The organism is Pseudomonas sp. NFACC04-2 (assembly GCF_900119265.1).
GTDB lineage: Bacteria > Pseudomonadota > Gammaproteobacteria > Pseudomonadales > Pseudomonadaceae > Aquipseudomonas > Aquipseudomonas fluorescens_AA.
Genome location: NZ_FPJC01000024.1, coordinates 25,800 through 38,900, shown reverse-complemented (window position 1 = coordinate 38,900; position 13,101 = coordinate 25,800). Strand labels below are relative to the sequence as shown.

10 protein-coding genes are annotated in these 13,101 nt (G+C 61.7%); 8 read left to right on the top strand and 2 right to left on the bottom strand.

Translation table 11 applies throughout. The features are described from left to right. The first annotated feature begins 50 nt into the window (after positions 1-50). The 3 genes from prlC (at position 51) to BT125_RS24265 (ending at position 4,572) form a co-directional block, all read left to right on the top strand. Positions 51-2,129: an oligopeptidase A gene (gene prlC / locus BT125_RS24275; RefSeq protein WP_170866868.1), complete on the top strand. Its 2,079-nt coding sequence runs from the start codon at positions 51-53 to the stop codon at positions 2,127-2,129. Next, positions 2,126-2,404 carry a YheV family putative zinc ribbon protein gene (locus BT125_RS24270; protein ID WP_072411180.1) on the top strand — a complete coding sequence of 93 codons (279 nt, stop codon included), beginning with the start codon at positions 2,126-2,128 and terminating at the stop codon, positions 2,402-2,404. Before prlC ends, BT125_RS24270 begins: the two co-directional genes overlap by 4 nt. Before the next feature lie 116 nt (positions 2,405-2,520). Continuing rightward, positions 2,521-4,572, top strand: coding sequence for a M3 family metallopeptidase (locus BT125_RS24265; RefSeq protein ID WP_072411178.1), 2,052 nt, complete (start codon positions 2,521-2,523; stop codon positions 4,570-4,572). Here the strand turns inward: BT125_RS24265 and BT125_RS24260 are convergent. Continuing rightward, complete coding sequence (locus BT125_RS24260) at positions 4,514-5,194, bottom strand: phosphatase domain-containing protein (RefSeq protein ID WP_072411176.1); 681 nt, start codon at positions 5,192-5,194, stop codon at positions 4,514-4,516. The genes BT125_RS24265 and BT125_RS24260 overlap by 59 nt on opposite strands. Before the next feature lie 182 nt (positions 5,195-5,376). Here BT125_RS24260 and BT125_RS24255 point away from each other — a divergent pair, with 182 nt between their 5' ends. From BT125_RS24255 to BT125_RS24245, 3 genes are all read left to right on the top strand, one after another. Continuing rightward, the gene (locus BT125_RS24255) at positions 5,377-6,435 is read left to right on the top strand and encodes a PA0069 family radical SAM protein (protein WP_072411174.1); all 1,059 of its coding nucleotides are present in this window, start codon (positions 5,377-5,379) and stop codon (positions 6,433-6,435) included. A gap of 204 nt (positions 6,436-6,639) precedes the next feature. Next, entirely contained in the window at positions 6,640-7,371 is a 732-nt protein-coding gene (locus tag BT125_RS24250) for a carbonic anhydrase (protein WP_060739823.1), read from the top strand. A gap of 88 nt (positions 7,372-7,459) precedes the next feature. Continuing rightward, positions 7,460-8,989 carry a SulP family inorganic anion transporter gene (locus BT125_RS24245; RefSeq protein WP_072411173.1) on the top strand — a complete coding sequence of 510 codons (1,530 nt, stop codon included), beginning with the start codon at positions 7,460-7,462 and terminating at the stop codon, positions 8,987-8,989. Between the two features lie 260 nt (positions 8,990-9,249). On the opposite strand, the gene BT125_RS24240 is transcribed toward BT125_RS24245, so the two are convergent. Next, complete coding sequence (locus BT125_RS24240) at positions 9,250-9,900, bottom strand: hypothetical protein (protein WP_025211149.1); 651 nt, start codon at positions 9,898-9,900, stop codon at positions 9,250-9,252. 373 nt (positions 9,901-10,273) lie between these two features. Here BT125_RS24240 and coxB point away from each other — a divergent pair, with 373 nt between their 5' ends. Further along, complete coding sequence (gene coxB / locus BT125_RS24235; protein ID WP_072411171.1) at positions 10,274-11,401, top strand: cytochrome c oxidase subunit II; 1,128 nt, start codon at positions 10,274-10,276, stop codon at positions 11,399-11,401. A gap of 82 nt (positions 11,402-11,483) precedes the next feature. Then, a complete protein-coding gene (ctaD, locus tag BT125_RS24230; RefSeq protein WP_072411169.1) occupies positions 11,484-13,076 on the top strand; it encodes a cytochrome c oxidase subunit I in 1,593 nt (530 codons plus the stop codon). Positions 13,077-13,101: the final 25 nt, after the last annotated feature.

Genomic DNA, 13,101 nt, shown 5'->3' with positions numbered 1-13,101 from the left:
GATAGGCGCTGCTAGCTGCGGTGAACGCCGATTGTAATTAAGATGGGGCGATGTTTCTTCCAGCCAAGGTGTCGACCGTGAGCGTGAACAACCCTCTTTTGCAGCCCTATGACCTGCCGCCATTCTCGGCGATCCGTGCCGAGCACGTGCAACCGGCCATCGAGCAGATCCTGGCTGATAACCGTGCGGCCATTGCCGAAATCCTCAAGACCCAAGTCCAGCAGCCTACCTGGGCCGGCCTGGTATTGGCGATGGACGAGCTCAATGATCGCCTGGGCGCCGCCTGGAGCCCGGTCAGTCATTTGAACGCCGTGCGCAACAGCCCGGAACTGCGCGAAGCCTACGAGGCCTGCCTGCCGGCGCTGAGTGCCTACTCCACCGAACTGGGCCAGAACCGCGAGCTGTTCCAGGCGTTCGAAGCCCTGGCGAACAGCCCGGAGGCCGCCGGTTTCGACGTGGCGCAGAAAACCATCCTGGAACATTCCCTGCGTGATTTCCGCCTGTCGGGCATCGACCTGCCGCCCGAGCAGCAGAAGCGCTACGCCGAGGTGCAGAGCAAACTGTCCGAGCTGGGCAGCCGCTTCTCCAATCAACTGCTGGACGCGACCCAGGCCTGGACCAAGCACGTCACCGACGAGGCTGCCCTCGCCGGCCTGACCGATTCGGCCAAGGCGCAAATGGCCGCGGCCGCCCAGGCCAAAGAGCTGGACGGCTGGCTGATCAACCTGGAATTCCCCAGCTACTACGCGGTGATGACCTACGCCGAAGACCGCGCCCTGCGTGAAGAAGTCTACGCCGCCTACTGCACCCGCGCCTCGGACCAGGGCCCGAACGCCGGCCAGAACGACAACGGCCCGGTGATGGAACAGATCCTCGACCTGCGCCAGGAGCTGGCCCAATTGCTCGGTTTCGCCAACTTCGCCGAGTTGAGCCTGGCGACCAAGATGGCCGAATCCAGCGATCAGGTCCTCAGTTTCCTGCGTGACCTGGCCAAGCGCAGCAAACCGTTCGCCGCCTTGGATCTGGAACAGCTCAAAGCCTTCGCCGCCGAACAGGGCTGCCCCGACCTGCAAAGCTGGGACAGCGGTTTCTACGGTGAAAAACTGCGCCAGCAGCGTTACAGCGTGGCCCAGGAAGCCCTGCGCGCGTACTTCCCGATCGACAAAGTGCTGGGCGGCCTGTTCGCCATCGTGCAACGCCTCTACGGCATCGAGATCGCCGAACTGAAAGGCTTCGACAGCTGGCACCCAGACGTGCGCCTGTTCGAAATCAAGGAGAACGGCCAACACGTCGGCCGCTTCTTCTTCGACCTCTATGCCCGCGCCAACAAGCGTGGCGGCGCCTGGATGGACGGCGCCCGCGACCGTCGTCGCACCTTCGAAGGCGTCCTGCAAAGCCCCGTCGCGAACCTGGTGTGCAACTTCACCCCGGCCGACAGCGGCAAGCCGGCGCTATTGACCCACGATGAAGTCACCACCCTGTTCCACGAGTTCGGCCATGGCCTGCATCACCTGCTGACCCGCGTCGAACACGCTGGCGTGTCCGGCATCAACGGCGTGGCCTGGGATGCGGTGGAACTGCCGAGCCAGTTCATGGAGAACTGGTGCTGGGAGCCCGAAGGCCTGGCGCTGATTTCCGGCCACTATGAAACCGGCGAGCCGTTGCCCCAGGACCTGCTGGAAAAAATGCTCGCGGCGAAAAACTTCCAGTCCGGCCTGATGATGGTTCGCCAACTGGAGTTCTCGCTGTTCGACTTCGAGCTGCACGCCACCCACGGCGACGGCCGCAGCGTGCTGCAAGTGCTCGAAGGCGTGCGCGACGAAGTGTCGGTCATGCGTCCGCCGGCCTACAACCGTTTCCCCAACAGCTTCGCCCACATCTTCGCTGGCGGGTATGCGGCGGGCTATTACAGCTACAAGTGGGCGGAAGTGCTGTCGGCCGATGCGTTCTCCAAGTTCGAAGAGGACGGCGTGCTCAACGCAGCCACCGGTCGTGCCTTCCGCGAGGCGATCCTGGCCCGTGGCGGCTCCCAGGAACCGATGGTGCTGTTCGTCGACTTCCGTGGCCGTGAACCGTCGATTGACGCACTCTTGCGCCATAGCGGCCTGACCAAGGACGCGGCAGCATGAGTGAGGGGCCTGTGATTACCAAACGACGCTTCATCGCCGGGGCGGTCTGCCCGGCGTGCAGTGAGCCGGACAAGTTGATGATGTGGAACGAAGACGGCGTGCCGCACCGCGAATGCGTGGCCTGCGGTTATTCCGACACGCTCAACGAGCAAGGCCTGTCGGTGCCCAAGGAATTGGGCACCCGTGTGAACACCCTGGCGCCCAAGGTGCCGGACGCCAAGGTCCAGGCGGTGCAGTTTTTCCCCAACCCCAAGTTGAAGAAAAAGACCGACTGACATCTGCGGCATCATCTTCCGGGCCGCCCGGCCCGGAAGCGATACATATTTACCGCCGGGCCCGGGCCCTTCCTTCACAGACTGTCCAGCCAGTACTGACTGACAGGAAGGTTCCCATGCTCGACGATGACAATCCGCTGTTGCAGGCCTATGACCTGCCCCCGTTTGCCCACATCCAGGCCCGGCATTTCTCGCCGGCCCTCGACCGGATCCTGGTGGAAAGTCGCGCTCAAGTGGCCGACATCATCAAGACCCAGACCCCCTTTCCCACCTGGGATGACCTGGTGCTGGCCATGGACGAAATCCATGGGCGCCTGGAGGGTTTCGGCTACCTGCTGCATCTCCTGACCACGACCAGGCCAGGGGCGGCCTGGGCGCAAGCTTCCCTGGAGTGCACTGAACGGCTGCATGACTTCCAGGTTGAACTCAAACAACACCCCACGCTGTTCACGCTTTACCAGCGCCTGGCAGACAGTCAGATCGCCGAGCATTTCGCCCCGGCTCGCAAACGGGTCCTGAAAAAAATCCTCGGCCAGTTTCACCAGAACAGGTCGGCAGGGCACCTGTCGGCTGACCTGAATCTGTTGAAGTTGCGCATCGACGAACTCCAGGGGTTATTCCTGGAGAACCTGCACATGGCCAATCAGGCCTGGAGTAAAGCGTTTGACGATGAAGCCCCGCTGAGCGGCCTGCCGTCGCGCTTCAAACAACAGATGGCCCAGCGGGCACGCGATGCCGGGCGCACGGGATGGTTGCTGACGCTCAGCGAGGAATCGTTTGGCGTCGTCATTCAATACGCCGACAACCGCGCCCTCCGTCAGCAAATGTACGAGGCCTACAGCACCCGCGCATCGGATCAGGGCCCCCAGGCGGGCCATTTCGACAACAGCGACATACTCAGGCAGTTGTTGGAAGACCGTCATCGGTACGCCACCGCCCTGGGCTATTCGGATTTCGCTCAAATGGCGATTGAGCCCGAGCAAGCCGTGTCCACCGAAGAAGTCCTGGCTTTCCTGGGGGCCCAACTCAAACGACAGCACGGCGTTTTCGAGCGGGACGCGCGCCAGCTCAAGGCCTTCGCCACGCAACAGGGTTTCAACGAACTCCAGCCGTGGGACTACCCCTACCTGGCGAATCAACTTCGCCAGCAGGCAGCGGGCCTCTCCAAGCAAGCGCTGAGCGTCTGGTTCCCCTTGGAGTCCACCTTCGCACAGCTACTGCTGATGGCGACTGAGCTGTTCGGGGTGAGCTTCGCCGAGCGACATGACGTGGCGACCTGGCACCCGGATGTGCGCCTTTTCGAAATCAGCGAATGGGGAGCGGTCATCGGCTACCTCTATTTCGATCCGTTTTCGGATGCAAGCCGAGACGGCTACCCCAATACCACCACCCTGCGCAGCCGCCACATCACCGCCGAGGGACGCCCGCGACACCCCATTGCGACGCTGCATGGCTGGCTGCCGCGCAGCGTAGGGGCGGACCCGGTCCTGCTCGATCATCTGCAACTGCGTATTCTTTTCCATGAGTTCGGCCATTGCCTGCAGCATGTCCTGACCCGCGCCGAATACCGTGACCTGTCGGGCATCTCTGGCCTGTCCCGCGATACCGCCGAGTTCGCCGGGGTGTTGTTCGAACAATGGTGCTTCTCCAGGCAATGCCTGGTGCGAGTCTCCAGGCACTATCAAACCGGGGCGACGATGCCTGACAAGGTCGCCGGTCAAGTGTTGGCCTTTGCTACCACCCAGGCCAGTTGGGAAACCGCTGTCCTGTTGCGCAACGCGTTATTCGATATCGAGCTGCACCGCACCCACGGCGACGGGCGAACCGTCCAGCAGGTGTTCGATCAAGCCAGTGCACAGGTGGGGCATTTGCCGGTGTCCGCGAACGAGCGCTGGCCCAATGGCCTGGACTACCTGGTGACCGGCTATGGCGCGCGGATCTACGCCTATGCCTGGTCGAAGGCACTGGCCGCCAGTGTGTTCCAGCGATTCCAGCGTGACGGACTGTTCAACCCGGCAACAGGCCGGGCACTGCGCGAAACCATTTTTGCCCCGGGGGACTTGCGACCGTTGTCCGAATCCATCGCCACCTTTACCGGCACGCCGCCGATCAACGCTGCGGCAGCGCCACCTGGGGGTCGAGGTGCTGCGCCGGCGTCGTTGAATTGACCCAACTTTCCAGGGAGCAAAGGGCAAAGACGCTGGTGCTGCAATCGCCGTTCGCCAATGCCGTGCGGAGTTTGTCGATGTCGGCCTGCATCATGTAGCGCACCCCGTCCTTGAAATGATGACTGTCACCGAAGCCACCTTCGGTCATCTCGTTCAGGGCGTCTTCCTTGCTCCAGCCCTGGACCACCACCCGGTACATGGCGGCCACCAGCCCGGTGCGGTCCGAGCCGTGCTTGCAGTGCATCAGCACCGGCCCCTTGGCTTCGGCTGCCTGGACGGCGCGCAAGGCCCTGAGTATGTCGCTGTCATCGACGTGATTGGTGCGATAGGGCAACTGCACCTGCTCGATGCCGGGGGTGGACAGCCAGCGCTTGTCCGACTCCGGCAGGAAGGTGATGACCGTGCCGATCCTGAGCTTCGTCAGCAAAGGCACCGCCCCGCCGTCCGGCAGGGAGCTGCGGTAGAGCGTGGGGGACATCTGGAAGAGGTTGTAGTCCTTTTCCACCGGCTGCGCCCATTCAGCAGGCCTCGTCTCAGGGGAATCGGCCGCTTGGGCGGGCGCTTCGGCCAGCCCGGTGAGCAAGGCCAGGCAGAGCAGCGAACGGGAGCAGAACTTGAGCATGCATGAACGACCGAAAGTGAAGAAACACGAGAGGCTCAGTCTCGGCTCGCTGCGGTTAAAAGCCTGTGAGGAGAACGTCAAAGCGTTGTGAACGCCGATCCAGTATTTGGGCTGCTGAATGGCACTGGCCTTAATCGAATACAGCGAATACTGTATGCACATACAGCTTTCGGAGTATTCCCATGCCAGCCATTCTTCCACCGCGCGGCCGCGGCACCGCGACCAACCCGCATAACCGCTTCGCCCCGAGCCGCTCGGTGGTCGAAGATGACGGCTGGTATCAGGAAGTCCCGCAGACCCAGGGCACCGAAGTGCGTATCGAAACGGCGAAGACCATCATTACCCGCAACACCTCGTCCGATATCCCGTTCGACCGCTCGATCAACCCGTACCGAGGCTGCGAACACGGCTGCATCTACTGCTATGCACGACCCAGCCATGCCTATTGGGACCTGTCGCCGGGGCTGGATTTCGAAACGAAGCTGATCGCCAAGACCAATGCCGCCGATGTGCTGGAAGAGCAATTGTCCCGGCGCGGCTATCAATGCGCACCGATCGCGCTGGGGTCCAACACCGATCCCTATCAGCCTATCGAACGCGAACACCGCATAACCCGCCGGATTCTCGAGGTGCTGCTGCGTTATCGGCATCCGGTGACCATCGTCACCAAGGGTTCGCTGATCCTGCGCGACCTGGACCTGCTGACCGAGCTGGCGCAACAACGTCTGGTGCACGTGATGATCAGCCTCACCACCCTGGACGATGAACTCAAGCGCATTCTCGAACCCCGCGCGGCGGCACCCAAGGCTCGGCTGCGGGCGATCAAGGTCATGCGCGAGGCGGGGATTGCCGTGGGGGTGCTGTGCGCACCGATGATCCCGATGATCAACGACAGCGAGATCGAGAGCCTGCTGGCCGAAGCCCACGCCGCCGGCGCGCAGAATGCCGCCTACGTCATGCTGCGCCTGCCGCTGGAAGTCGCGCCGCTGTTTGAGCAATGGTTGCAGGCGCATTACCCGCAACGCGCTGCCCACGTGCTGAGCCTGGTGCGCCAGAGCCGCGGTGGCGAACTGTATGACAGCCGCTTCGGTGCGCGGATGCGCGGCGAAGGCCCGTTCGCCGACCTGCTGGCCCAGCGATTTGCCAAGGCACTCAAGCGCCTGGGGCTGGAGCGCCGCGACGGATATAATCTTGACTGCGATGCCTTCTGTCCGCCGGGCCGACAGATGTCGTTGATTTGATTAAAGTTGAACCTGGAACGGCTCTGGACATGATCTGCGCCAGCGTTTCGCCACCCCTGGAATCATTGTCCTAGAGCCTTCGATTTCAGTTTGAGTTAAGTTTCGGCCGCTACCTTGTTCAGCGAGTGACTGACAGGTCGAACACCCCGACCTGGACGTATTTTAACCAGCCACTGGCGTCATACCGTCAAAAGAGGATGAATCATGAGTGACAAGGATAAACAGCCGTTGGCTGCGTCGGCTTCAGCCCAACCCGAGGCGGAAACCGCCGATGCAGCGCTGCAGCATATTGTTGACGGCTTTTTGCATTTCCATCACGAGATCTTTCCGCAACAGGAAGAACTCTTCAAGAAACTCGCCACCGCCCAAGCCCCCCGGGCGATGTTCATCACCTGCGCCGATTCGCGCATCGTGCCCGAGTTGATCACCCATAGCTCCCCCGGCGACCTGTTCGTGACCCGTAACGTTGGCAACGTCGTGCCGCCTTACGGGCAGATGAACGGCGGCGTCTCCACCGCCATCGAATACGCCGTGCTGGCCCTCGGTGTGCAACACATCATTGTCTGCGGCCATTCCGACTGCGGCGCCATGCGTGCCGTGCTCAACCCCGACACCCTGGAAAAAATGCCCACGGTCAAGGCCTGGCTGCGCCACGCCGAAGTGGCCAAGACCATGGTCCATGACAACTGTCCGTGCGGCGACGAAAAACAGACCATGCCCATTCTCACCGAAGAGAACGTGATCGCACAGCTGCAGCATTTGCGAACGCATCCCTCGGTAGCGTCGCGCATGGCCAGCGGTCAGTTGTTCATCCATGGCTGGGTGTACAACATCGAGACCAGCGAGATCAAAGCCTTTGACGCGGACCAGGGACGTTTCCTGCCGCTCGATGGCAGCCATCCGATACCGGTGGCGACGCCCAAAGCGCGCTTCTAACCACTCTTAAACTTGTGTGGTTCAAGCCTTGCCGCCATTTGCGCGGTAGGGCTTCGCCATGCCTGAAGAAAACTTCGGGAGAGTTGCCATGCGTGCTGCTCAATTAAAAGCTGTTCTGCCACGGGAGCTGTTGGCTTCGGTGGTTGTGTTTCTGGTGGCCCTGCCTTTGTGCATGGGCATCGCCATCGCCTCTGGCCTGCCGCCGGCCAAGGGCCTGATTACCGGCATCATCGGTGGTTTGGTGGTGGGTTTCCTGGCCGGCTCGAAGCTGCAAGTCAGTGGCCCGGCCGCCGGCTTGGCGGTTTTGGTCTTCGAACTGGTGCGCCAGCATGGCGTGGCAATGCTCGGGCCGATCCTGCTGCTGGCCGGTCTGCTGCAATTGTTGGCCGGGCGTTTTCGCCTGGGCTGCTGGTTCCGGGTCACCGCGCCTGCCGTGGTGTACGGCATGCTCGCGGGTATTGGCGTGCTGATCATACTGTCCCAGGTCCATGTGATGCTCGACGCCGCGCCCAAGCCCTCCGGGCTGGATAACCTGGCGGCGTTCCCGGCGGCGGTGGCCCAGGCCTTGCCGTCTTTCGGCTGGCAGGCGGGTCTGCTCGGTCTGTCGACGATTGCGGTGATGTGGCTGTGGGAAAAGTTTCGCCCCCACCGTCTGCGCTTCATTCCTGGCGCCTTGCTGGGTGTCGGCCTGGCGACCGTCGCCAGCCTGGTGCTGGCCTTGCAGGTCAAGCGTGTGGAAGTGCCGGAGAACATGGCCGAAGCCATTGATTGGCTGCGCCCGGCGGACCTGCTGAACCTGGCCGACCCGACGCTGCTGATCGCCGCATTCGCGGTGGCTTTCATCGCCAGCGCCGAAACCCTGCTGTCAGCGGCCGCCGTCGATCGCATGCACAGCGGTGAACGTGCGGACTTCGACCGGGAACTGTCGGCCCAAGGTATCGGCAACATGCTCTGCGGCCTGCTCGGCGCCCTGCCGATGACCGGCGTGATCGTGCGCAGCTCGGCCAACGTCCAGGCCGGGGCTACCACACGGATGTCGACGATTTTCCACGGCCTGTGGTTGCTGCTGTTCGTATTGTTGCTGTCCAGCGTGCTGCAAAGCATTCCGGTGGCGAGCCTGGCAGGTGTGCTGGTGTACACCGGTTTCAAACTGGTGGACCTCAAGGCGTTTCGCAGCCTGGGCCGTTATGGCCGGATGCCGATGTTTACCTACGCCGCAACGGCCCTGGCGATCATCTTCACCGACCTGCTGACCGGTGTGCTGATCGGCTTCGGCCTGACCCTGGCGAAACTGGCCTGGAAAGCCTCGCGTCTGAAAATCAGCCTGATCGACCTGCCTCAGGAAGGCGAGATGGAACTGCGATTGGTCGGGGCGGCCACCTTCCTCAAGGTGCCGGCATTGACCCAGGTACTGGGCACCATACCGACCGGCGCGACCGTGCACGTGCCGCTCAACAACCTGAGCTACATCGACCACTCGTGCCTGGAGTTGCTGGAAGAATGGGGCAGGGCGAATGCCAGCAAGGGTTCGAAGCTGCTGATCGAATCCCGCGGGCTCAAGCGTAGGTTGGAGGGGCGGTTGCGCACGACCGTGGGGGTTGGCGCGGCTTCTGCCTGACACCCAGGAAACCCTGTGGGAGCGAGCTTGCTCGCGATAGCGGTGTATCAGCCAACTGCGATGTTGCTGGTCCAATGCAATCGCGAGCAAGCTCGCTCCCACAGAGGATTGTTGCTGGACATCTATTTTATGAACCAGCCGGATTCAATGTGGGAGCGGGCTTGCTCGCGAAGGCGTAGTGTCAGGCAACTCTTTCGTTAGCTGATACATCGCTTTCGCGAGCAAGCCCGCTCCCACAGGGGTTATGTGTTTCAGCCGGATCAAGCCGCCGGCTGATCCAGCTCCAGCCCCACGCCCAGACGACGGGACATGCACGGCCAGCGCTTCCAGGCCGCGCCGGTTTCCGGGCTGCTGAGCTTCTCGCGGTAGGTTTCTACCGACTCCAATGCAAACGTCTCGTCGTTGAGCATCTCATCGAACGTGTGATGGACCACTTCATCGAGTTGGTTGGCAAATGCCTCACCGATCAACTGGTGGGCGATCAGGTTGGCGACCGTCATGTCCAAGGGGATCAATGGCTGGCCGAAATGCTTGATGTACAGGTCGTTGACCTCTTCGACGAACCGATGCGCCAGGTAGGCTTCGTCCAGAAGGCTGTCGAGCCCGACATGCCCAGCCATGATGGTCGGCGGCTGGAGGAAGTACTGTTCGGCAATCTTCAGTACCGGTTTGATCTGCGACTCGATACCCGCCTCCCTGGCGACATCATTGGCTGCATCCAGCAGGTCGGGTACCTCATCAATGTAGGCGGCGACAAAACGCGCCAGGACGTCGTTGGCGTTCGCGTCCGGCAATTGAATGGCTCGGTGCAGGTTCGGCAGTTGGGCCGTCAACTGACGAGTCAACTGACCGGTCTCAGCTTCATGTTGTTGGGCTTTTTGGATCTGCTCGCGCAATGCGGCGGTGTTCATGACAACTCCAGGAAACAAAGGCAAAGAAATAGGGAAGACATAACTTAGCTGGCCCAAAAACACTCCTAAGACCTATTTTTCATAACCGCCTCATCCTTGCTGCGCCACAGTTATATCGGTTTGCCATCACTTAGTTCGCATCCTTCTCCATTCGTGGGCTCTAGCGCAAGCCCCGGCTGTTTCAAACGATTTACGCCATCGCGTTGCGAGGTTGCAGGTGCTGTCTATACTCGGTTTGGAATGGAGTTAGCTGATGACACCCGATTGCATGTGCAGCAAGGCGCGGCGGTTCAAGTTGGTAGTCTGAAGTAGCCGATCCCTTGCCGCAGGCTTTACGCCTACGGGATAACAAGAACGATAAGGGGAACCCGCAATGACGCGACATCCACACGTATGGATGGGCCTCCTGTTGTGGTCGATTTTCAGCCAGGCACAAGCGGCCTGGACTGTGAATATGGCGCCTGGAGCGACACAGATCAGCAACGCAGTGTTCGACCTGCACATGACCATCTTCTGGATCTGTGTGGTCATCGGCATCATCGTCTTCGGCGCCATGTTCTGGTCGATGATGATGCACCGCCGCTCAACCGGCCAGAATGCCGCGCACTTCCACGAAAACACCCGCGTTGAAATCCTCTGGACCATCGTGCCCTTCCTGATCCTGGTGCTGATGGCGATTCCCGCCACCGCCACCCTGATCAAGATGTACGACTCCAGCGAGTCGGACATCGATATCCAGATCACTGGCTATCAATGGAAGTGGCACTACAAGTACCTGGGCCAGGACGTCGAGTTCTTCAGCAACCTGGCGACCCCCGCCGAACAGATCCATAACCAGAGCGCCAAGGGCGAGCATTACCTGCTGGAGGTCGACAAGCCGCTGGTGCTGCCGGTCGATGCCAAGGTGCGCTTCCTGGTGACCTCCGCCGACGTGATCCACTCCTGGTGGGTGCCGGCCTTCGCGGTCAAGCGCGATGCGATCCCCGGGTTCGTCAACGAAGCCTGGACCCGTGTCGACAAGCCCGGCCTGTACCGCGGCCAATGCGCCGAGCTGTGTGGCAAGGACCATGGTTTCATGCCGATCGTGGTGGAGGTCAAGAGCAAGCCCGACTACGAGAAATGGCTGGGCGAACGCAAGGCCGAAGCCGCCCAGCTCAAGGAGCTGACCAGCAAGGAATGGACGCTCGAAGAACTCAAGGAACGTGGCGACAAGGTCTACCACACCACCTGCGTGGCCTGTCACCAGGCCGAAGGACAAGGCCTGCCACCGATGTTCCCGGCGCTCAAGGGTTCGAAAATCGCCACCGGGCCGATCAAGGATCACCTGAACATTGTCTTCCACGGCAAACCCGGCACCTCCATGGCCGCGTTCGGCAAACAGTTGTCGGAAGTCGATATCGCCGCGGTCGTGACCTATGAACGCAACGCCTGGGGCAACAACAAGGGCGACATGGTGACGCCGAAAGAAGTGCTGGAACTCAAACAGGCGGAAAGCCAATGAGCCGGCCTGACGTGTGTTCCCGTAACCGGTCGGGGCTTACCGCCCCGCACCGTCCAGCCCACTCGTTCGAAGGAGACAGGACATGAGTGCTGTGATCGATGACCACGGTCATGCCGGCGCCGACCACGCCCACGGCCCCGCCAAGGGCCTGATGCGCTGGGTGCTGACCACCAACCACAAAGATATCGGCACGCTGTACCTGTGGTTCGCCTTCTCGATGTTCCTGCTGGGCGGCTCGTTCGCCATGGTGATCCGCGCCGAGCTGTTCCAGCCCGGCCTGCAGATCGTGCAGCCGGAATTCTTCAACCAGATGACCACCATGCATGGCCTGGTGATGGTCTTCGGCGCGGTGATGCCGGCGTTCGTCGGCCTCGCCAACTGGATGATCCCGCTGATGATCGGCGCGCCGGACATGGCCCTGCCACGGATGAACAACTTCAGCTTCTGGCTGTTGCCCGCCGCGTTCCTGATGCTGGTGTCGACGCTGTTCACACCGGGGGGCGGGCCGAACTTCGGCTGGACCTTCTACGCACCGCTGTCCACCACCTATGCGCCGGAAAGCGTGACGTTCTTCATCTTTGCCATCCACCTGATGGGCATCAGTTCGATCATGGGCGCGATCAACGTGGTCGCCACCATCCTCAACCTGCGCGCCCCCGGCATGACCCTGATGAAAATGCCACTGTTCGTCTGGACCTGGCTGATCACCGCGTTCCTGCTGATCGCAGTGATGCCGGTGCTGGCCGGCTGCGTGACGATGATGCTGATGGACATTCACTTCGGCACCAGCTTCTTCAGTGCCGCCGGCGGTGGCGACCCGGTGCTGTTCCAGCACGTGTTCTGGTTCTTCGGCCACCCCGAGGTGTACATCATGATCCTGCCGGCCTTCGGTGCCGTCAGCTCGATCATCCCGGCCTTCTCGCGCAAGCCGTTGTTCGGCTACACCTCGATGGTCTACGCCACGGCCGCGATTGCGTTCCTGTCGTTCATCGTCTGGGCGCACCACATGTTCGTGGTGGGCATTCCGCTGGTGGGCGAGCTGTTCTTCATGTACGCCACCCTGCTGATCGCCGTGCCCACCGGGGTGAAGGTGTTCAACTGGGCCAGCACCATGTGGCAAGGCTCGCTGACCTTCGAGACGCCGATGCTGTTTGCCGTGGCGTTCGTGATCCTGTTCTCCATCGGTGGTTTCTCCGGGCTGATGCTGGCCATCGCCCCGGCGGACTTCCAGTACCAGGACACCTACTTCGTGGTGGCGCACTTCCACTATGTGCTGGTGCCCGGCGCGATCTTCGGGATCTTCGCCTCGGCCTACTACTGGCTGCCGAAATGGACCGGCCACATGTACGACGAAACCCTCGGCAAACTGCACTTCTGGCTGTCCTTCATTGGGATGAACATGGCGTTCTTCCCGATGCACTTCGTCGGCCTGGCGGGCATGCCCCGGCGGATTCCCGACTACAACCTGCAGTTCGCCGACTTCAACATGGTCTCGTCCATCGGCGCGTTCATGTTCGGCACCACGCAGATCTTCTTCCTGTTCATCGTGATCAAGACCATCCGTGGTGGCGAGCCGGCACCGGCCAAGCCGTGGGATGGGGCCGAAGGGCTGGAGTGGAGCGTGCCGTCGCCGGCGCCGTATCACACCTTTACCACGCCGCCGGAAGTGAAATGAGATGACACAGAGGACCTGTGTGGGA

What these genes read in the sequence shown, in the direction of transcription:
- prlC (WP_170866868.1), top strand. Translation starts at nt 51, where the DNA reads ATGTTTCTTCCAGCCAAGGTGTCGACCGTGAGCGTGAACAACCCTCTT.
- BT125_RS24270 (WP_072411180.1), top strand. Translation starts at nt 2,126, where the DNA reads ATGAGTGAGGGGCCTGTGATTACCAAACGACGCTTCATCGCCGGGGCG.
- BT125_RS24265 (WP_072411178.1), top strand. Translation starts at nt 2,521, where the DNA reads ATGCTCGACGATGACAATCCGCTGTTGCAGGCCTATGACCTGCCCCCG.
- BT125_RS24260 (WP_072411176.1), bottom strand. Translation starts at nt 5,194, where the DNA reads ATGCTCAAGTTCTGCTCCCGTTCGCTGCTCTGCCTGGCCTTGCTCACC.
- BT125_RS24255 (WP_072411174.1), top strand. Translation starts at nt 5,377, where the DNA reads ATGCCAGCCATTCTTCCACCGCGCGGCCGCGGCACCGCGACCAACCCG.
- BT125_RS24250 (WP_060739823.1), top strand. Translation starts at nt 6,640, where the DNA reads ATGAGTGACAAGGATAAACAGCCGTTGGCTGCGTCGGCTTCAGCCCAA.
- BT125_RS24245 (WP_072411173.1), top strand. Translation starts at nt 7,460, where the DNA reads ATGCGTGCTGCTCAATTAAAAGCTGTTCTGCCACGGGAGCTGTTGGCT.
- BT125_RS24240 (WP_025211149.1), bottom strand. Translation starts at nt 9,900, where the DNA reads ATGAACACCGCCGCATTGCGCGAGCAGATCCAAAAAGCCCAACAACAT.
- coxB (WP_072411171.1), top strand. Translation starts at nt 10,274, where the DNA reads ATGACGCGACATCCACACGTATGGATGGGCCTCCTGTTGTGGTCGATT.
- ctaD (WP_072411169.1), top strand. Translation starts at nt 11,484, where the DNA reads ATGAGTGCTGTGATCGATGACCACGGTCATGCCGGCGCCGACCACGCC.